The organism is Melaminivora alkalimesophila (assembly GCF_000282995.1).
Classification (GTDB): domain Bacteria; phylum Pseudomonadota; class Gammaproteobacteria; order Burkholderiales; family Burkholderiaceae_C; genus Melaminivora; species Melaminivora alkalimesophila.
Genome location: NZ_ALEE01000205.1, coordinates 1 through 19,807, shown reverse-complemented (window position 1 = coordinate 19,807; position 19,807 = coordinate 1). Strand labels below are relative to the sequence as shown.

17 protein-coding genes are annotated in these 19,807 nt (G+C 70.7%); 12 read left to right on the top strand and 5 right to left on the bottom strand.

Going from position 1 to position 19,807, the window contains the following annotated elements; all coding sequences use genetic code 11:
- Both A612_RS03450 and surE read right to left on the bottom strand, forming a co-directional pair.
- Nucleotides 1-586, bottom strand: a 586-nt coding sequence (locus tag A612_RS03450) for a protein-L-isoaspartate O-methyltransferase family protein (RefSeq protein WP_040435855.1), incomplete at its 3' end; no start/stop codon positions are given.
- Entirely contained in the window at nucleotides 583-1,359 is a 777-nt protein-coding gene (surE, locus tag A612_RS03445) for a 5'/3'-nucleotidase SurE (protein WP_019373197.1), read from the bottom strand. The genes A612_RS03450 and surE, both read right to left, overlap by 4 nt.
- A gap of 165 nt (nucleotides 1,360-1,524) precedes the next feature.
- Between surE and A612_RS03440 the strand changes: the two genes are divergently transcribed.
- Nucleotides 1,525-2,499, top strand: coding sequence for an NADPH:quinone oxidoreductase family protein (locus A612_RS03440; protein WP_019373196.1), 975 nt, complete (start codon nucleotides 1,525-1,527; stop codon nucleotides 2,497-2,499).
- A gap of 75 nt (nucleotides 2,500-2,574) precedes the next feature.
- Entirely contained in the window at nucleotides 2,575-4,110 is a 1,536-nt protein-coding gene (locus A612_RS03435; RefSeq protein ID WP_019373195.1) for a GGDEF domain-containing protein, read from the top strand.
- A gap of 30 nt (nucleotides 4,111-4,140) precedes the next feature.
- Here A612_RS03435 and infA read toward each other — a convergent pair whose 3' ends face one another.
- Nucleotides 4,141-4,404, bottom strand: coding sequence for a translation initiation factor IF-1 (gene infA, locus A612_RS03430; protein WP_019373194.1), 264 nt, complete (start codon nucleotides 4,402-4,404; stop codon nucleotides 4,141-4,143).
- Nucleotides 4,405-4,876: 472 nt separating this feature from the next.
- On the opposite strand from infA, the gene mutS reads away from it, so the two are divergent.
- The 4 genes from mutS to A612_RS03410 all read left to right on the top strand — a co-directional run bounded on the left by mutS (nucleotide 4,877) and on the right by A612_RS03410 (nucleotide 10,700).
- Nucleotides 4,877-7,483 (top strand): DNA mismatch repair protein MutS, encoded by a 2,607-nt coding sequence (mutS, locus tag A612_RS03425; protein WP_019373193.1) that lies wholly within the window; start codon nucleotides 4,877-4,879, stop codon nucleotides 7,481-7,483.
- A gap of 59 nt (nucleotides 7,484-7,542) precedes the next feature.
- Nucleotides 7,543-9,072 carry a glycosyltransferase family 39 protein gene (locus tag A612_RS03420; RefSeq protein ID WP_019373192.1) on the top strand — a complete coding sequence of 510 codons (1,530 nt, stop codon included), beginning with the start codon at nucleotides 7,543-7,545 and terminating at the stop codon, nucleotides 9,070-9,072.
- A gap of 63 nt (nucleotides 9,073-9,135) precedes the next feature.
- The gene (gene hemH / locus A612_RS03415; protein WP_019373191.1) at nucleotides 9,136-10,152 is read left to right on the top strand and encodes a ferrochelatase; all 1,017 of its coding nucleotides are present in this window, start codon (nucleotides 9,136-9,138) and stop codon (nucleotides 10,150-10,152) included.
- A 104-nt stretch (nucleotides 10,153-10,256) separates the two neighbouring features.
- On the top strand, nucleotides 10,257-10,700 hold the full coding sequence (locus A612_RS03410; RefSeq protein WP_019373190.1) for an RNA-binding S4 domain-containing protein: 444 nt from the start codon (nucleotides 10,257-10,259) through the stop codon (nucleotides 10,698-10,700).
- 51 nt (nucleotides 10,701-10,751) lie between these two features.
- Here A612_RS03410 and A612_RS03405 read toward each other — a convergent pair whose 3' ends face one another.
- Entirely contained in the window at nucleotides 10,752-12,215 is a 1,464-nt protein-coding gene (locus A612_RS03405) for a short-chain fatty acyl-CoA regulator family protein (RefSeq protein WP_019373189.1), read from the bottom strand.
- Nucleotides 12,216-12,362: 147 nt separating this feature from the next.
- Here A612_RS03405 and prpC point away from each other — a divergent pair, with 147 nt between their 5' ends.
- The 6 genes from prpC (at nucleotide 12,363) to A612_RS03375 (ending at nucleotide 19,063) form a co-directional block, all read left to right on the top strand.
- On the top strand, nucleotides 12,363-13,556 hold the full coding sequence (gene prpC / locus A612_RS03400; protein ID WP_019373188.1) for a bifunctional 2-methylcitrate synthase/citrate synthase: 1,194 nt from the start codon (nucleotides 12,363-12,365) through the stop codon (nucleotides 13,554-13,556).
- 20 nt (nucleotides 13,557-13,576) lie between these two features.
- A complete protein-coding gene (gene acnD / locus A612_RS03395; RefSeq protein WP_019373187.1) occupies nucleotides 13,577-16,261 on the top strand; it encodes a Fe/S-dependent 2-methylisocitrate dehydratase AcnD in 2,685 nt (894 codons plus the stop codon).
- A gap of 3 nt (nucleotides 16,262-16,264) precedes the next feature.
- Nucleotides 16,265-17,458: a 2-methylaconitate cis-trans isomerase PrpF gene (prpF, locus tag A612_RS03390; protein ID WP_019373186.1), complete on the top strand. Its 1,194-nt coding sequence runs from the start codon at nucleotides 16,265-16,267 to the stop codon at nucleotides 17,456-17,458.
- 16 nt (nucleotides 17,459-17,474) lie between these two features.
- Nucleotides 17,475-18,335, top strand: a complete 861-nt coding sequence (locus tag A612_RS03385) for an isocitrate lyase/PEP mutase family protein (RefSeq protein WP_019373185.1) — start codon at nucleotides 17,475-17,477, stop codon at nucleotides 18,333-18,335.
- A gap of 84 nt (nucleotides 18,336-18,419) precedes the next feature.
- Entirely contained in the window at nucleotides 18,420-18,839 is a 420-nt protein-coding gene (locus A612_RS03380; RefSeq protein WP_019373183.1) for a putative toxin-antitoxin system toxin component, PIN family, read from the top strand.
- Nucleotides 18,836-19,063 carry a ribbon-helix-helix domain-containing protein gene (locus tag A612_RS03375; RefSeq protein ID WP_019373182.1) on the top strand — a complete coding sequence of 76 codons (228 nt, stop codon included), beginning with the start codon at nucleotides 18,836-18,838 and terminating at the stop codon, nucleotides 19,061-19,063. The genes A612_RS03380 and A612_RS03375 overlap by 4 nt, the downstream gene beginning before the upstream one ends.
- 6 nt (nucleotides 19,064-19,069) lie before the next feature.
- Here A612_RS03375 and A612_RS03370 read toward each other — a convergent pair.
- A partial coding sequence (locus A612_RS03370; RefSeq protein ID WP_019373181.1) for a LysR substrate-binding domain-containing protein occupies nucleotides 19,070-19,807 on the bottom strand: 738 nt, incomplete at its 5' end.

The following is a 19,807-nucleotide window of genomic DNA, read 5'->3' as shown; positions in this document are numbered from 1 at the left end:
CCCCGGCCACGATGGCGGCATAAGGGGCGCCGGCCGCGTAGCCGAGCATCCCGTCACCCAGGATCAGGTGCACGTTCGCCAACCGCAACGGCCGCAGGTGCTCGCGCGCCTTCTCGTGCAGCGCGCGCAGCCGCTCGATGGTGTAGACCTCGCGCGCCACGCGCGCCAGCACCGCCGCCTGGTAGCCGCAGCCGGTGCCGATCTCCAGCACCCGCCCGAGCACGCCGCCACGGGCACATTCGGCGCCCAGCAACAGCTCGGTCATGCGTGCCACCACGCTGGGCTTGGAGATGGTCTGTGCCAAGCCGATCGGCAGGCTGGTGTCTTCGTAGGCCTGGTTGGCCAAGGCGGAATCGACGAAGCGGTGGCGCTCCACGGCGTTCATGGCCTGGAGCACCTGCGGCGCCTGGATGCCGCCGGCGGCCAGGCGCTGCACCATGCGTGCGCGCACCGCCGCCGAGTCGAGCCCCACGCCCAGTGGCACCGGGGCCGGCGCAGCCGGCTGGCGCCCACCGGCGGGCGCAGCGCCGGGCGACGGTCGCTGCCAGTCCATGCGGGCCGGAAAGCCGGGGCGTCGCTGGGTCATTGCCCTGCTCCGCCGCCCCCGGCAATGCGCGCCACGGTCTGCGCCCAATACCCCAGCGCATCATGGTCCGTGAGGTCGATCTTCAGCGGCGTCACGGCCACGTGGCCGTGCGCGGTGGCATGGAAGTCCGTGCCCTCGGCATCGTCCTTGGCGGCCCCCGCCCCGCCGATCCAGTACATCACGTCGCCGCGCGGGCTCTGCTGCTCGATGACGCGCTGGGCCGCGTGGCGGCGCCCCAGGCGGCACAGCCGCAGCGGCTTGAGCGCCTCGTAGGGCATGTTGGGAATGTTGACGTTGAGCAGCCAGGGGGCCTGGCCGATGAGCCGGTGGCGCTGCATCTGCTCGACCATGTCGCGCGCCTTGCGCGCCGCGGCCTCGATCTCGCCCCAGCCCTTGTCCACCTGCGAGAAGGCGATCGCCGGGATGCCGAAGAGGTAGCCTTCCATGGCGGCACCGACGGTGCCGGAGTAGATGGTGTCGTCGCCCATGTTGGCGCCGTTGTTGATGCCGGAGACCACCAGGTCGGGCCGGTACGACAGCAGGCCGGTGAGGGCGATGTGCACGCAGTCGGCGGGCGTGCCGTTCACGTAGCGAAAGCCGTTGGCGGCGCGCTGCACGTACAGGGGCGAGTGCAGCGTGAGCGCGTTGGACTTGGCGCTGTTGTTGTGTTCGGGCGCGACCACCTCGACATCGGCGATGTCCTTGAGGGCGTCGTGGAGCGCCTCGATGCCGGGCGCCTGGTAGCCATCGTCGTTGGAAATCAGGATTCTCATGGATCGGCAAGCGGTTGCCGCGCATTGTAGGAGGCCACCGACAGGAACGCCCCCGGTCGCACAGGGGACAAGGGCAGCCGCCGTGGCGCCACTAGCATTGCCCGCCCGGGGACGCGTTGCGCGTGCGTGCCCTGCCGACATGGACAAACACAGGAGAGACGAACGATGCATGCATGGCTTTGCACCGAGCCGACGGGCGTGGAACAGCTGGCCTGGACGGAGCTGCCCACACCCACTCCAGGCGCCGGCGAGGTGCTGGTGGAGATCCGCGCTGCCAGCCTGAATTTTCCCGACCTGCTGATGGTGCAGAACAAGTACCAGATCAAGCCGCCGCTGCCCTTCGTGCCCGGCGCCGAATGGGCGGGCGTGGTGCAGGCGGTGGGCGAAGGCGTGGAGGGCCTGCGGCCGGGCCAGAGCGTCGCCTGCCTGAGCGGCACCGGCGGCTTTGCCACGCACGCCTGCGCCCCGGCGGCCCGCTGCATGCCCCTGCCGGAGGGTTTCCCGCACGTGGACGCCGCCGCCTTCATCATGACCTATGCGACCTCGCACCACGCGCTGATCGACCGCGGGGCCCTCGAGGCGGGCGAGACCGTGCTGATCCTGGGCGCCGCCGGTGGCGTGGGCACCGCCGCCATCCAGATCGCCAAGGCCGCGGGCGCGCGCGTGATCGCTGCTGCATCGAGCCGCGAGAAGTGCGAGCTGTGCCTCAGGCTCGGCGCGGATGCGGTGATCGACTACAGCCAGGAGGACCTGCGCGGCGCCCTCAAGGCGCTGACCGAGGGCAAGGGGCCGGACGTGGTGTACGACCCGGTGGGCGGCGATCTGGCAGAGCCGGCGTTTCGCTCCATCGCCTGGCGCGGCCGCTACCTGGTGGTGGGCTTCGCCGCGGGCCCCATCCCGTCGCTGCCGCTCAACCTGCCGCTGCTCAAGGGAGCCTCGCTGGTGGGCGTGTTCTGGGGCGAGTTCGCCAAGCGCGAACCGAAGGCCAACGCCGCGATGATGGCGCAGCTGGCCCGGTGGTATGGCGAAGGGAAGGTCAAGCCCGCCATCGACCGCACCATGCCCATGTCGCAGCTGCCCGCCGCCTTCGAGCGCATGGGCTCGCGCGCGGTGATGGGCAAGCTGGTGCTGGTCAACTAAAAAGGGGGGCTTGCTGCCGGAAGGGGGTCGCACTCTGTCACACTTTGGGGTTCCGTCATCCCCGCCCTGTCGCCGATGGCCGCACCCCGAACCCCTTCCGAGATCGCCCGAGAGACGCTCAAGCAGCTGGCGGCGCGTCGCCTGAGTCCGACGCCCGAGAACTACCGGGCGCTTTACGACGAAATCGCCGACACCCCGAGCGCCCCGCCCTTCCCTGCGGCGCCGCTGCGCGCCATCACGCGCGTGCTGCCCGCCCAGACACCGGCGCAGCGGCGCCTGCTCGACCAGCTGGAAAACGCCATTGCCGAGCAGAGCTGGGCTCTGCTGCAGAGCACGCTGGTGGGCTATGCGAACCTGGGACTGCAGGGTGCCGCCGTCGCCACGCCGGCGGTGCGCGAGGAGGTGGCGGACGGGCGCACGCTCCCGCCGCGCCTGACGGAGATGCTCGCGCGGCTGGTCGAGAATGCCTTGACGGCCGCCGGCGAGGACGACGCCCGCCTGCTCGGCATGGGCCAGGAGCTGGTGGACCGCCTGCGCGGCCCCGATCCGGAGACGGCCGCGACCGAGCGCCTGCTGGCCGACCTGAGCCATCGGCTGTCCTTTGCCGCCCAGGACCAGGCGGCCGTGCGCGCCAGCCTGCTGGCCCTGCTGCGCCTGGTGTTCGAGAACATCGCCCTGCTGAGCACCGACGATGCCTGGGTGCAGGGCCAGGTGGAGGCGCTGCTGAGCGCATCCACGCCGCCCCTGAACCTGCGGCGGCTCGACGAACTGGAGCATCGACTCAAGGACGTGGTCTTCAAGCAGGGCGAAGCCAAGGCCCGCCTCGACCAGGCGCAGGCGCAGATGCGCGCGCTGCTCACGACCTTCATCGAGCGCCTGGCGGAGCTGGACGCCTCCAGCAGCAATTACCAGGGCCAGCTCGAGCAGTGTGCCGAGCGCATCAGCCGCGCTACCCAGCTCTACGACATCACGCCGGTGCTGGAGGAGGCGGTGAATGCAGCGCGCGCCATGGCGCTGGCGAGTCGCGTCACGCACGGCGAGCTGCAGGACCAGCGCGAACACGCCGAGGCGCGGCACGCGGAGATCGACCAGCTGCGCCAGGAGCTGGACCGGGCCAGCGCCCAGGCGCGGCACGATCCGCTCACGGGCTCGCTCAATCGCAAGGGCCTGGACGAGGCGCTGGCGCGCGAGATGGCCCGCTCGAGCCGCCAGGAAACGCCCCTGTGCGTGGCCCTGCTCGATCTCGACAATTTCAAGGCGCTGAATGACCGCCTCGGGCACGCCACCGGCGACGAGGCCCTGGTGCACCTGGCCGAAGTGGCGCGCCAGGTGCTGCGTCCACAGGACCAGCTGGCGCGCTACGGAGGCGAGGAGTTCGTGATCCTGCTGCCGGACACGGAGGTGGAGGATGGCGTGCGGGTCATGCAGCGCCTGCAGCGCGAGCTGACCAAGCGCTACTTCCTGAAGGACGACGAGCGCGTGCTGATCACCTTCAGCGCGGGGGTCGCCCAGGTCAGGGAGGAAAGCGATGGCCCGGATGCCCTGCGCCGGGCGGACCAGGCCATGTATCTGGCCAAGCGCAGCGGCAAGAACCGGGTGGTGCCGGCCTGAGAGGCGCGCCGGCAGCGCGGGCGCCTGGCCTCAGCGGCGGCGCTGGCCGGGACGCGGGCCGGGGCGGCCGCGGTTTTCGATGTGGCGGAAAGTGATCCGCCCCTTGTTCAGGTCGTAGGGCGACATCTCCAGCGTGACACGATCTCCGGCGATGACGCGGATGCGGTGCTTGCGCATCTTGCCGCCCGAGTAGGCGGTCAGGGTGTGGCCGTTTTCCAGCGTGACGCGGTAGCGCGTGTCGGGCAGCACTTCGTCGACGACGCCTTGCATTTCAATGAGGTCTTCCTTGGACATGGGACTCCTTTGGTTGAATGGGACACTGGACGGACCGCCAGCGCAGGCGAAATGCCTGCTGCCGGCCGGCGGCGTGGGTCCGTCCTCTGCGGGGACTGGCCCCGGGAAAAAGCTTCCAGGCAACCGCGCAGGGCGTCGCCATGAAACTGAAAAAAAGGGTCTCCGCCACCGGATGCCCCGCGGGGGGCAGGCGACAGGCCGTGCGTGCTGCGCGCCGTGCACCGGGGAGCACGCAGTGATCGTTCCCGAAAAAGGCCGCGGAGCCGCCCTGCAGCGGAGCGCGCCCGGCGAGGGAACGACCGATATTATAACCTGACAGATTGTTTTTGTCTTTTTATATTCTGAACTTCCGCATTGGCCGCTGCGCGCGCTGCAGTGACACAATCTGCGGCGCTCCCTGCGCCGCCTTCCCGACCTCCCCGACCCTGCCGTGACCGCCCCCCTTATCGACGACCTCTCCCAGCACACGCCCATGATGGCCCAGTACCTGGCGCTCAAGGCCGGGTATCCGGACACGCTGCTGCTGTACCGGATGGGCGACTTCTACGAACTTTTCTACGAGGACGCGGAGCGCGCGGCGCAACTGCTCGACCTGACGCTCACGCAGCGCGGCCAGTCCGCCGGGCAGCCGGTGACCATGGCGGGCGTGCCCTACCACGCGCTGGAGCAACACCTGGGGCGGTTGATCCGGCTGGGCGAGTCGGTGGCCATCGCCGAGCAGGTGGGCGAGGTCGGCGCCGGCAAGGGACCGGTGGAGCGCAAGGTGGTGCGCGTGGTCACGCCCGGCACGCTCACGGACAGCGCGCTGCTGCCGGACCGCAGCGAGGCGATGCTGCTGGCAGTGCACCAGGGCGCGCGCCGGCGGCTGGGGCTGGCGTGGATGAGCGTGACGCAGGGCGTCGTGCACCTGGCGGAATGCGCCGAGGACGGGCTGCCCGGCTGGCTGGCGCGCATCGCGCCCAGCGAGCTGGTCCACGCCAGCACGGCAGCACCGGCGCTGGCCGAGGCGCTGGCGGGACTGCGCCGCGGCGGGCAGCTGACCTGCCCCACCTGCGGGCGGCCCGATTGGCAATTCGATGCCGGCCTGGGCGAGCGCACGCTGCTCGAACACCTGGGCGCGGCCAGCCTGGAGGCCTGGGGCGCGGCCGAGCTGCCGCTGGCGCATGCCGCGGCCGCGGCGCTGCTGCACTACGCCGAACATACGCAGGGCCAGGCGCTCACGCACGTGCGCGAGCTGCGCGTGCAGCGCGCGGACGAGCTGATCGAGCTGCCGCCGGCCACGCGGCGCAACCTGGAGCTGACGCGCACGCTGCGCGGCGAGGAGGCGCCCACGCTGTTCTCGCTCCTGGACACCTGCATGACGGGCATGGGCAGCCGCCTGCTGCGCTCGTGGCTGCTGGAGCCGCGGCGCGACCGCAGCGAGGCACGCCGGCGCCTGGCAGCCACCACGGCGCTGCGTGGTGGTGGCGAGGCGGCGGGCGGGAGTCCGCTGCGGCCCTGGCGGCTGCTGCGCGAGGAGCTGCGCGGCGTGTGCGACGTGGAGCGCATCGGCGCGCGCATCGCCCTCGCTCAGGTGCGCCCGCGCGAGCTGGTGGCCCTGGCGGCCACGCTGCGCAAGGCGCAGGCCCTCGCCTCTTTCGAGGCCGGTGCGGACCCGTTCCTCGCCGAGCTGTTCGGCGCCCTGGTGCCGCCGCCGGACTGCGTGGCGCTGCTGGATGCGGCGATCGCCCCCGAGCCTGCGGCCTTGCTGCGCGACGGCGGCGTGATCGCCGAGGGCTTCGATGCCGAACTGGACGAATTGCGCGGCATCCGCGACCACTGCGACGAGTTCCTGCTGGAGCTGGAGGCGCGCGAGCGCGAGCGCACCGGCATCCCGAACCTGCGCGTGCAGTTCAACAAGGTGCATGGCTTCTACATCGAGGTGACGAGCAGCCACGCCGACAAGGTGCCGGCCGAGTGGCGCCGGCGCCAAACGCTCAAGAACGCCGAACGCTACATCACGCCCGAACTCAAGGCCTTCGAGGACAAGGCACTGTCGGCACAGGAGCGGGCGCTGGCGCGCGAGAAGTGGCTCTACGAACAGGTGCTGGCGCAGCTGCAGCCGCACGTCGCGGCGCTGGCGCGCGTGGCGCAGGCGCTCGCTGCGCTCGATGCGCTGTGCTGCCTGGCGGAGCGGGCGCACACGCTCGGCTGGTGCGCCCCGCAGTTCGTGCCCGAGCCCTGCATCGAGATCGAGGGCGGGCGCCACCCGGTGGTCGAGGCGCGCCTGGCGGAGACCAGCCGCGGCGCCTTCATCGCCAACCACACGCGCCTGAACGCCAACACGCGCATGCAGATCATCACCGGGCCCAACATGGGCGGCAAGTCCACCTACATGCGGCAGGTGGCGCTGATCGTGCTGCTGGCAAGCATGGGCAGCCACGTTCCCGCGACCCGCTGCCGGCTCGGGCCGATCGACGCCATCCACACGCGCATCGGCGCGGCCGACGACCTGGCGAATGCCCAATCGACCTTCATGCTGGAGATGACCGAGGCGGCGCAGATCCTGCACGGCGCGACCGCCCAGTCGTTGGTGCTCATGGACGAGATCGGCCGGGGCACCAGCACGCTCGACGGCCTGGCGCTGGCCAGCAGCATCGCCACCCACCTGCACGACCGGACGCGCGCCTTCACGCTGTTCGCCACGCACTACTTCGAGCTGACGGAGCTGGCGGCGCGCCACGCGCACGCCGTCAACGTGCACGTCGGCGCGGCCGAGTCGGGCGGCGACATCGTGTTCCTGCACGAGCTGCAGCCCGGGCCGGCCAGCCGCAGCTACGGCGTGCAGGTCGCGCGGCTGGCGGGCGTGCCGGCGAGCGTGGTACAGCAGGCGCGCCACGTGCTTGCGCAGCTGGAGGAGCGCGCCGCCAGCGCGCAGCAGCAGGTGGACCTGTTCGCCCCTCCGCCCACGCCGCCGCCGTCCGGGCCGAGCCCGCTGGAAGAAGCCCTGGCGCGCATCGACCCGGACGCCATGAGCCCGCGCGAGGCGCTGGACGCCTTGTACCGGCTGAAGGCGTTGCCGGACGTGGCGGGTACGTGAGCGCCCGCTTCCGTCCCATCCCTGGGCCTGTCCCGACCGGCGGACCGGCGCCGGAGGCCTTGCCGCGCGCGCAATGGCAGCAGTTGCTCGCCTTTGCACTGCTGTATGTGCTCGTGTGGTCGGTGCTGCCGCCGCGGCTGCTGTCGAGCCTGCCCTTCGACGTGGTCGAGAGCATTTCCTGGGGCCGCGAGTGGCAGTGGGGCTACTACAAGCACCCGCCACTCGCGCCGTGGGTGCTGCACCTGTTTTACCGCGCCTTCGGAAACGTGGGGCCGTTCCTGCTGAGCCAGCTGTGCATCGCCGCCACGCTGGGGTTCGTGTGGCTCACCGGGCGGCGCCTGCTCGGGCCGCAGCGCGCGCTGCTGGGCACCGCGCTGACCATGGGCGTCGCCTTCTACACGCGCCCGGCGCTGGAGTTCAACCACAACGTCGCGCAGATGCCCCTGTGGGCAGGCATCGGCTGGGCCATGCTGGTCGCGCTGCAGGAAGGGCGGCCGCGCCACTGGCTGCTGCTCGGGCTGCTGGGCGGGCTGGGCATGTTGACCAAGTACTCGATCGGCATCCTGCTACTGTGCCTGGGGCTGTACCTGCTGCTCGGGCCGCAGCGCGCGCGGCTGCGCGGGGCGGGTCCGTGGCTGGCGCTGGCCGTGCTGCTGGCCGTGCTGGCGCCGCACCTGAAGTGGCTGTGGCAATCGGGTTGGCTGCCGCTCACCTACATGGGCGAACGCTCGGCGACGCCCGGCAGCAGTGCGCGGCTGGCTGCGCTGGGTTTTCTGGCGACCCAGCTGTTGAACCACCTGCCGATGCTGCTGGTGCTGCTGGGCGCCGCGCTGGGAGCGCGCCGCTCACTGCCTGCGGCGGGCGCGGCGCTGACGGGCGGCCCGCGCGGGTATGCGCTGCATACCACGTGGCCGGGCTACCTGTGGTGCCTCGCGCTGGGCCCGGGGCTGTTGTTGACGCTGCTGGGATTGGCGCTCGGGCTGCGCATCCGCGACATGTGGGGCATGCCGATGTGGGCCTTCAGCGGGCTGCTGGTGGCTGCGTGGCTGCCCGGGCGCTGGGTGGCGCCGCTGCGCACGCCCGTATTGCGCGGCACCGCGGCCTGGCTGGTGCTGGCCACCGCGCTGTCGCTGGGCTACCTGGCTTTCGGGGCGCAGCTGCGCCACAAGCCGGCGCGTACCGACTGGCCGCAGGCCGCCCTCGCGGCACAGGCCGCCGCCACCTGGGACGCGCTCTCGCACTGCCCGCTGGACGTGGTCGCGGGCAACTATTGGCTCGCGGGGCTGGTGGCCGTGCCCTTGGCGCAGCGGCCTTCGGTGCTGGTCACCGGCGACGCGCGCTTCTCACCCTGGGTGACGCCGCAGCGGCTGCTGCACGGGGGCGCGCTGTGGCTGCGCGAAGACGATGAGGCGCCGGCGCCGCCCGCCCCGCTGGGCGATCCCACCGTCTTGGCCGCCCTGCAGGAGCACCGCGGCCAGTGGCAGCTGCCCTGGCCCCACGACGCGCAGGCCCCGGCGCTGACCCTGCACTGGCGTGCCTATGTGCCCGCGCGCTGCAGCCGGGCGGCCCCGGCCCCTTCCAATTTCTGACCGTTGCCACGCCAGAACCGGGGCGCAGGCTCCGGCATTGGCGAGCCGTCACAATCGCGCTCCATGCCTGCCATCCAACAAGCCCCCCGCACCGCGGTTCTGCTGTGCAACCTCGGCACCCCCGACGCTCCGACGACCGCGGCGGTGCGGCGTTACCTGGCCCAGTTCCTGGGCGATCCGCGCGTGGTGGAGATCCCCCGCCTGCTGTGGCTACCGATCCTGTATGGCCTCATCCTGCGCCTGCGCCCGCGCAGCTCGGCCGCCAAGTACGCCAGCATCTGGACGCCGGAGGGCTCGCCGCTGGCGCTGTGGACGGCGCGCCAGGCGGTGCTGCTGCGCGGCTGGCTGGGCGAGGCCGGCCACAGCGTGCGCGTGCTGCACGCCATGCGCTACGGCGGGCCTTCCATCCCCGCCCAGCTGCAGGCGCTCAAGGACAGCGGCGTGGAGCGGGTGCTGGTGCTGCCGCTGTACCCTCAGTATTCGAGCACGACCACGGCCAGCCTGTTCGACGCCACGGCCGGCTGGGTGCGCGGAGCGCGCCATTACCCCGAGCTGCGCTTCGTGAACGGCTACCACGACCACCCGGGCTACATCGCGGCGCTGGCGGCGAGCGTGCGTGCGCACTGGCAGCGAGAAGGCGGGCCGGGCGAGCGGCTGGTGATGAGCTTCCACGGCATCCCCGAGCGCAACGTGCGCCTGGGCGACCCGTACGCCGCGCAATGCCGCACCACCGCGCGGCTGCTGGCCGAAGCACTGGGTTTGCAGGAAGCCCAGTACATCGTCACCTTCCAGTCGCGCTTCGGCCGCGCGCGCTGGCTCGAGCCCTACACCGAGCCCACCCTGGTCGGCCTGGCGCAGGCGGGCGTGGGCCGGGTGGACGTGATGTGCCCCGGCTTCACCGGCGACTGCCTGGAGACGCTGGAGGAGATCAGCATGGAGGCGCGCGACGCCTTCATCGCGGCGGGCGGCAAGGAGTTTCGCTACATCCCCTGCCTGAACGACGACGGGGCGTGGATCACGGCGCTGCGCGACATTGCGCAGCAGCACCTGGCGGGCTGGCCGACGGCGCACGGGGCCTGAGCAGAGCTCCCGGCTGCGATGGACCATGCGGCCGGCACCGGTCGAGGTTCATCGCGAAGATCGCCTGCTTGCCCGCCGCGCGCTGCGTGCAAGAATGGAGGGAGATGACCGCCCTTCCCACCGAAACCATGCGCCTGGACAAATGGCTGTGGTGCGCGCGCTTCTACAAGACGCGCGGCTTGGCCGTGGATGAGATCGGCCGCGGCCGCGTCACCGTGAACGGCCAGGCGGCCAAGGCCGCGCGCGAGCTGCGCGTGGGCGATACCGTGGCGCTGCGCCAGGGCCATGTGGCGCGCACGGTGGTGGTGCGGGCCTTGAGCAACATGCGCGGGCCGGCGCCGGTGGCGCAGCAGCTGTACGAGGAAACCGCCGAGAGCATCGCGGCGCGCGAGCAGGCGGCGCAGGCGCGGCGGCTGGCGCCGGAGCCGGCGGCGGCGCTGCGCGACGGTCGTCCGACGAAACGCGACCGGCGCAATATCGACCAGCTGCGCGGGGGCTGGGGGGATCGGTGGAGCGCTTCGGTGGATGAGGGGGGTGGCGGGTCGTGAGCTTCCAACCGTCCGATGAATCGACAGCGACGGGATGGTGGACGTCCGGCATCACCCTGTTCCATACGGCACCAGGCTGCTCCTGTCCTCGCTGACCTGCAACGCCCGCCCGATCGGCGGAAACGCCCGCTGCGGGCAGGCCGTGCGTTCGCAGACCTTGCAGCCCATGCCGATCGGCACATAGGCCGCCGGGTCGCCCAGGTCCAGCCCGCGCCCGTAGACCAGGGCGCCTGCGTGCTGCACGTCGCAGCCCAGCGCCACCGAGAACTGCTTGGCCGGCGCCCCCCAGCCGCCGGCGCTGCGCGTGACGGTGCGGGCGATCCACAGGTACGACCTGCCATCGGGCATGCGCGCCAGCTGGCGCACGATGCGCCCGGGCTGGGCGAAGGCCTCGTACACATTCCACAGCGGGCAGGTGCCGCCGATCTTGCTGAAGTGGAAATGCGTGGCCGACTGGCGCTTGCTGATGTTGCCCGCCCGGTCCACGCGGATGAAGAAGAACGGCACGCCGCGCGCACCCGGGCGCTGCAGCGTGGACAGGCGGTGGCACACGGTCTCGAACCCCACGCCGAAGCGCTGCGCCAGCCGCTCGATGTCGTAGTGCAGTGCTTCGGCCGCGCCCAGAAAGCGCGTGTAGGGCAGCAGCAGCGCGCCGGCGAAGTAGTTGGCCAGGCCGATGCGCGCCAGCGACTGCGCCGCATCGCTCCCCAGGCTGGTCGACTGCACGGCCTGGGCCACCGTCCGGCGCAGCACTTCCTCCACCTCGAGGAAGGCCAGCTGCGTCGCCATCTGGAAGGCCCGCTGCGCCGGCCGCAGACTGGCTCCCAGATACAGCACCCGCGCCTGGGCATCGAAGCGGCGCAGCGCGGCTTCGCCCTCGCGCCCGGGCGCGGCCTCGGGCAGCAGGGCCACACGCACGCCGTGCCGCGATTCCAGACGCTGCGCCAGGGCGATGTCGCACACCCGCTCGGGCAACTGCCAATCCATGGCCAGCGCTTCCGCAGCTTCGTCCAGCGCCGCAATGTGGTTGTGCTGCGAATAGAAGAAGTCACGCACCTGCTCGAAGGCCATGGGTGGCGGGGCGTGCAGCCCGGCGGCCAGGCCCGCGCGCCCGTCCTCCAGGTGCTGGGAGAGCGCGGCCAGGCGCTCGTCGGCGGCACGCCAGCCGTCGTGCAGCCTGAGCAACGTGCGCGCCACGGATGGCATGTTCGCGGCCAATTCGCGGATTTCTGCCAATGACACGGCGTCCTGCGGCGCCCCGCCAGCCAGTTCGGCGCACACCTCGCGCAGTCCAGCCACCAGACGTGCCTCATCGTCCTCGGAGAAGTGCTGCACATCGACGCCGAACGCGGCATTGATCTTCAGCAGCACCGGTACGGTGAGCGGTCGCTGGTTTTGCTCGAGCTGGTTCAGGTAGCTGGCCGATAGGCCCAGCGCCCGCGCCAGCGCCACTTGGGTCAGGCCGCGCTCTTCACGCAAACGGCGCAGGCGCATACCCATGAAGGTCTTTTTCATAAGAATTATTTGCAGAATTCGCAAAACTCCGCAGCAGGCTTCGCTTTTCCACGCCATTTCAGGACTTATGCCAGGACGCCATTGTGCGTAGATTGCGAACAGCGGCAACCCCTGCCGCCCTTTTTTTGCACCGGAGAACCTGAACCCATGAGTGCCGTCCTGAATCCCTCCCCCAGTGGGCAGTCCCATACCGCGGCTCAGCCGATTGCCTGGAAACCGAAGAAATCCGTCGCCCTGTCGGGCGTCGCCGCGGGCAACACCGCCCTGTGCACCGTGGGCCGCACCGGCAACGACCTGCACTACCGCGGCTACGACATCCTGGACATCGCAGAGGTGTGCGAGTTCGAGGAAGTCGCCCACCTCTTGGTGCACGGCAAGCTGCCCACGCGCGCCGAACTGGCCGCCTACAAGGCCAAGCTGCGCGCCCTGCGCGGCCTGCCGGGGAGCGTCAAGGCCGCGCTGGAGCAGCTGCCCGCCGCCAGCCACCCGATGGACGTGATGCGCACCGGCGTATCCGCCCTGGGCTGCGCGCTGCCCGAAAAAGACGGCCACAGCCTGCCCGGCAGCCGCGACATCGCCGACCGGCTGATGGCCTGCCTGGGTTCCATGCTGCTGTACTGGTGGCACTTCAGCAACGGCGGCCGGCGCATCGAGGTGGAGACCGATGACGATTCCATCGGCGGGCACTTCCTGCACCTGCTGCACGGTGCGCGAGCGCCAGGCAGCTGGGTGCGCGCCATGCACACCTCGCTGAACCTGTACGCCGAGCACGAGTTCAACGCCTCCACCTTCACCGCGCGGGTCATCGCCGGCACGGGCAGCGACGTGTACTCGGCCATCGCCGGTGCCATCGGCGCGCTGCGCGGCCCCAAGCACGGCGGGGCCAACGAGGTGGCGTTCGAGGTGCAAAAGCGCTATGACAACCCGGACGAGGCGGAAGCCGACATCCGCCGGCGCGTGCAGAACAAGGAGGTGGTGATCGGCTTCGGCCACCCGGTCTATACGGTGAGCGACCCGCGCAACGTCGTCATCAAGGGCGTGGCGCGGCGCCTGTCCGAGGAGGCCGGCTCGATGAAGATGTACGGCATCGCCGAGCGGCTGGAGGCCGTCATGTGGCAGGAAAAACGCATGTTCCCCAACCTGGACTGGTTCAGCGCCGTGAGCTTTCACATGATGCAGGTGCCCACCGCCATGTTCACGCCGCTGTTCGTCATCGCCCGCACCAGCGGCTGGGCGGCGCACGTGATCGAGCAGCGCATCGACAACAAGATCATCCGCCCGAGTGCCAACTACATTGGGCCGGAGAAGCAGCGCTTCGTGCCGATCGACGAACGCCTGTGACCGCGCGAAGCCCTCTGCCCATGATGAACGACAACCCCTACCGCAAGCCCCTGCCCGGCACCGCCCTGCACTACTACGACGCGCGCGCCGCCGTCGAAGACCTGGCGCCGGGCGCCTGGGCCGGCCTGCCCTACACCGCCCGCGTGCACGCGGAAAACCTGGTGCGCCGCGCCGATGCCGCACATCTGAATGGCTACCTGCGCCAGCTGATCGAGCGCCGGCGCGATGCCGACTTTCCGTGGTGGCCAGTGCGCGTGGTCTGCCACGACATCCTGGGACAGACGGCGCTGGTCGATCTGGCCGGCCTGCGCGACGCGATTGCTGCGCAAGGGGGCGACCCGGCGCAGGTCAACCCGGTGGTGCCGGTGCAGCTGATCGTGGACCACTCGCTGGCCGTGGAGTGCGGCGGGCACGAGCCGGATGCCTTCGCCAAGAATCGCGCCATCGAGGACCGGCGCAACGAGGACCGTTTCCACTTCATCGACTGGTGCCAGCAGGCTTTTGCCAATGTCGATGTGATCCCGGCGGGCAACGGGATCATGCACCAGATCAACCTGGAAAAAATGTCGCCCGTGGCCTATGTGCAGGATGGCGTGGTCTTCCCCGACACCTGCGTGGGCACGGACAGCCACACGCCGCATGTCGATGCGCTGGGCGTGATCGCGGTGGGCGTGGGCGGGCTGGAGGCCGAGACCGTGATGCTGGGCCGCCCGTCGTGGATGCGCCTGCCCGAGATCGTCGGCGTGCGGCTGACCGGGCGGCGACAGCCGGGCATCACCGCCACCGACATCGTGCTGGCGCTGACCGAATTCCTGCGCCAGCACAAGGTGGTCGGCGCGTACCTGGAATTCTTCGGCGACGGTGCGCGCTCCCTGACCATCGGCGACCGCGCGACCATCTCCAACATGTGCCCGGAATACGGCGCCACCGCCGCCCTCTTTGCCATCGACGAGCAGACGCTGGAGTACCTGCGCCTGACCGGGCGCGATGAGCAGCAGGTGCAACTGGTGGACACCTATGCCCGCGCCGCCGGCCTGTGGGCGGATGCGCTGGCGCAGGTGCAGTACGAGCGCGTCTTGCATTTCGACCTGTCCAGCGTCGAGCGCAACCTGGCCGGCCCGTCGAACCCCCACCGGCGCCTGCCCACCGCACAACTGGCCGAGCGCGGCATCGCGGTCGGACTGGACAAGGCCCGCGCCGAGGAAGCGCAGGGCCTGATGCCCGACGGCGCCGTGATCATTGCCGCCATCACCAGCTGCACCAACACCAGCAACCCGCGCAACGTGATCGCCGCCGCGCTGCTGGCACGCAATGCGCGGCGGCTGGGCCTGCAGCGCAAGCCCTGGGTCAAGACGTCGCTGGCGCCCGGCTCGCGCGCGGTGGAGCTGTATTTGCAGGAAGCCGGCCTGCTCGCCGACCTGCAAGCCCTGGGCTTTGGCATCGTCGGCTTTGCCTGCACCACCTGCAACGGCATGAGCGGTGCGCTCGATCCCGCCATCCAGCAGGAGATCGTGGAGCGCAACCTCTACACCACGGCCGTGCTCTCGGGCAACCGCAACTTCGACGGGCGCATCCACCCGTATGCGAAGCAGGCCTTCCTGGCCTCGCCGCCGCTGGTTGTGGCCTACGCGCTGGCCGGCACCATCCGCTTCGACATCGAGCGCGATGCGCTGGCCACCGTCGATGGCCGCGAAGTGCTCTTGCGCGACCTGTGGCCCAGCGATGAGGAAATCGACGCCGTGGTGGCCGCCGCCGTGCGGCCCGAGCACTACCGCGCGGTGTACGAGCCCATGTTCGCCATCCGCCAGGACAGCGCCCGGCGCGCCGCGCCGCAATACGCCTGGCGCCCCCAGTCCACCTACATCCGGCGCCCGCCTTATTGGGACACCGAAGGCCTGGGTGCCCTGGCCGCGCACCCGCGCGCGCTGCGGGGCCTGCGCCCGCTGGCCATCCTGCCGGACAACATCACCACCGACCACCTGTCGCCCTCCAACGCCATCCTGGCGGATAGCGCCGCCGGCGAATACCTGGCGCGCATGGGCCTGCCCGAGAAGGATTTCAACTCCTACGCCACGCACCGCGGCGACCACCTGACGGCCATGCGCGCCACCTTCGCCAACCCGACACTGCAGAACGAAATGGTGCGTGACGAGGCGGGCAAGGTGCGCGCCGGCTCGCTCGCCCGCGTCGAGCCGGACGGCCAGGTCATGCGCATGTGGGAGGCCATCGAGACTTATCTTTCGCGCCGCCAGCCACTCATCATCATTGCCGGCGCCGACTACGGGCAGGGGTCGAGCCGCGACTGGGCGGCCAAGGGCGTGCGGTTGGCGGGCGTGGAGGTGGTCGTGGCCGAGGGCTTCGAGCGCATCCACCGCACCAATCTGATCGGCATGGGCGTGCTGCCGGCGGAGTTTCTGCCCGGCACCACGCGGCACACGCTGGGGCTGGACGGCACGGAGGTGTTCGACGTGCAGGGCGATGCGCAGGCGGGCGGCACGCTTGAACTGCTGGTACGCCGGCGCGACGGCGATGTGCAGCGCGTGCCGGTGCGCTGCCGGCTGGACACGGCGGACGAGGTGGCGGTGTATGAAGCCGGCGGCGTGCTGCAACGCTTTGCGCAGGACTTCCTGGCACGCTCTGCCGTGCGCAAGATTCAAACAAAATCAGCCTCCAGCGCCCACCCATCAAACGCCAACAGCTATTAATAAATGAGCAACAACACTGCATTGCGCATCCCCGCCACGTACATGCGCGGGGGCACCAGCAAGGGCGTGTTCTTCCGCCTGGAAGACCTGCCCCTCGCCTGCCACCAGCCCGGCCGCGCGCGCGACCGCTTCTTGCAGCGCGTGATCGGCAGCCCCGACCCCTACGTCAAGCAGGTGGACGGCCTGGGCGGCGCCACGTCCAGCACCAGCAAGTGCGTGATCCTGAGCCGCAGCACGCGGGCCGACCACGACGTGGACTATCTCTACGGCCAGGTCGCCATCGAGGACGACTTTGTCGATTGGTCGGGCAATTGCGGCAACCTCACGGCCGCCGCCGCCGCCTTCGCCCTGCACGCCGGCCTGATGCCGCCGGAGCACTTGCCGCAGGACGGCGTCTGCACCGTGCGCATCTGGCAGGCCAATACGGCCAAGACCATCATGGCCCACGTGCCCGTGCAAGGCGGGCAGGTGCAAGAGGCGGGCGACTTTGTCCTGGACGGCGTGGCCTTCCCGGCCGCCGAGATCGTGCTCGAATTCCTCGACCCCGCGCCCGACGAGGAAGGCAGCGGCGGTGCCGTGCTGCCCACCGGCAACGCACAGGACGTGCTCGACGTGCCCGGCATCGGCCGCTTCGCCGCCAGCTTCGTCAACGCCGGCATCCCCACCGCCATCCTGAACGCGCACGAGCTGGGCTACACCGGCACCGAGCTGCAACCGGCCATCAACGGCGACGCGGCGGCGCTGGCGCGGCTGGAGGCCATCCGCGCCCACGCCGCCGTGCGCATGGGCCTGATCGACCATGTCGCCGACGCTGCGCGCCGCCAGCACACGCCCAAGATCGCCTTCGTCGCGCCACCTGCCGGCTACACCGCGTCCAGCGGCCGGCAGGTCGCCGCCGAGGACGTGGACGTGCTGGTGCGCGCCCTGTCCATGGGCCGGCTGCACCACGCCATGATGGGCACGGCCGCCGTGGCGATTGCCACCGCGGCGGCCATTCCCGGCACGCTGGTCTGCCAGGCGGCGGGCGGCTCGCCGCGCACCCACGTCCGCCTGGGCCACCCCAGCGGCACGCTGCGCGTGGGCGCCGAGGTGCAGCAGGGCGCCGATGGCCAGTGGCAGGCCCGCAAGGCCGTCATGAGCCGCAGCGCCCGCATCCTGATGGAAGGCTGGGTGCGCGTGCCCGCCGGCAGTTTCTGATTTCTCTGGACACCTTATGAACACCAAGCAACAGCTGCGCGCGCTGGCGGCCCAGCGCCGCGGCGTCCTCGTCCCCGGCGCGTTCAACGCCCTCTCGGCCCGCGTGGTGGCCGACATGGGCTTCGAGGCGATCTACGTCACCGGCGCCGGCGTGACCAACATGTGGCTGGGCCTGCCCGACCAGGGCTTCATGGGCCTGGCCGATATTGCCGACCACACCGCGCGCATCCGCGATGCGGTGGAGCTGCCGCTGATCGTCGATGCCGACACCGGCTTTGGCAACGCGCTGAACACCTACCACGCCGTGCGCACGCTGGAGCGCGCCGGCGCCGACTGCATCCAGCTCGAAGACCAGGTCAGCCCCAAACGCTGCGGCCACTTCAGCGGCAAGGACGTGGTGGAGGCAAGCGAGATGGTCGGCAAGATCCGCGCCGCCTGCGACGCCCGGCGCGACGGCGACCTGCTCATCATGGCGCGCACCGACGCCGCCGCCATCCACGGCTTTGACGCCGCCGTGGAGCGGGCCCAAGCCTACGCCGAGGCGGGCGCCGACGTCCTGTTCGTCGAGGCCGTGACCTCTGCCTCCGAAGTGCGCGCCCTGCCGCAACGCCTGGCCACGCCGCAACTCATGAACATGGTCATCGGCGGCAAGACGCCCATCGTGGGCGCCGATGAGCTGGGCGCGCTGGGCTACGGCTTCGTGCTGTACGCCAACGCCGCGCTGCAAGGGGCGCTGGCCGGCATGCAAAAGGTGCTGGCCACGCTGCGGGACACGCGCGAGGTGCGCGAAGACCCGGCCCTGGTCGCGCCGTTTGCCGAGCGCCAGCGGCTGGTGGGCAAGCCGGGGTGGGATGCGCTGGAGCAGCGCTACCGCTAGAACGCCGCCATCTGGACGAAATCCGCCACCAGCGCTTGCAGGACAAAATTTAGAAATGACTGCACATGCGCTAGCATCAGACACATGCGCGAGATCGTCCTGGACACCAATGTTTTCGTCTCGGCCCTGCGCTCGGGAGGGGGTGCCTCGCGGCAGGTGCTGCGCCGCGTACTCCAAGGCCATGTCGTGCCTTTGTTCGGTAACGCGCTATGGCAGGAATACGAGGATTTGCTGGGGCGCGACGTCTGGACGCCAGCCACCACCGCCCAGGAGCGCAGTCAGGTACTGGCTGCGTTGGCGCAGGCCGGCCGCTGGGTGCATGTTTATTTCGGCTGGCGCCCCAACCTGGGCGACGAGGGCGACAACCACTTGATCGAGCTGGCGGTGGCCGGTGGCGCCCAAGCCGTCGTGACGCACAACGTGCGCGACCTGCGCCGGGGCGAGTTGGCATGGCCACATCTGCGCATCCTCACCCCCGCTCAATACCTGGAGGAACTGCCATGAGCACCCTGACCATCCGCCTGCCCGAAGACACGGCGCAGCGTTTGAAATCCCTGGCCCGCAGCCGAGGCCTAAGCATCAACAAGCTGATGGAAGAATTGAGCGTGCAGGCGATCGCAGCCTTCGATACGGAAGCACGCTTTCGGACGCTGGCGGCGGGCGCCGACGCGGCTCAGGCGCTGGCCATCCTCGACCGGCTCGATCGGCAGGATGCCATCGGGACATGACCGGAGCTACAACAGCTCCACCCCCTTGAGCGTGACGAAACTCGTCTCGCGCGTCACCGCCACGAAGTCCTGCAGCCACGGCTTGGCCGACAGCTGCGGCAGGCAGGCCGCGTGCAGCTCGCCGCGCAGGCCGTGCGCGCCGATGGGCCGGGCCTGCACGTAGCCACGCTCCACATAGCCCTGCACCGCCCACACCGGCAGGGCCGCCACGCCCCGGCCGCTGGCCACCAGCTGCAGCATGGCCACGGTGAGCTCGGTCGTGCGCCGAGGCGGGCGCACGCCGGCGGGCTCCAGCACCTGGCGCACCAGGTCCAGCATCTCGTCGGGCACGGGGTAGGTGATCAGCGTCTGGTCGGCAAAGTCCTGTGCTTCCAGGTAGGGCCTTGCCAGCAGCGCATGGCCGTGCGCCAGCAGGGCGCGGATCTCGAAGGCGAACAGCGGGTGGTGATCGACGGCGGCCGCATCGCCCGCGTCCACCTCCGAGACGATGGCCACGTCCGCCCGGCCCTGGTGCAGCAGGCCCACCGGGTCGGCGTGAAAGCCGCTGACGATGTCCAGCTCCACCTCGGGCCAGCGGGCGCGAAAGGCATCCATGGCCGGCATCAGCCAGTCGAAGCAGGTGTGGCACTCCACGGCGATGCGCAGCTGCCCGCCCTGGCCCTGCACCAGCCGCGCCACGTCGCGCTCGGCCGCCTCGATCTGCGGCAGCACGGCGTCGGCCAGCTGCAAGAGGCGGCTGCCGGC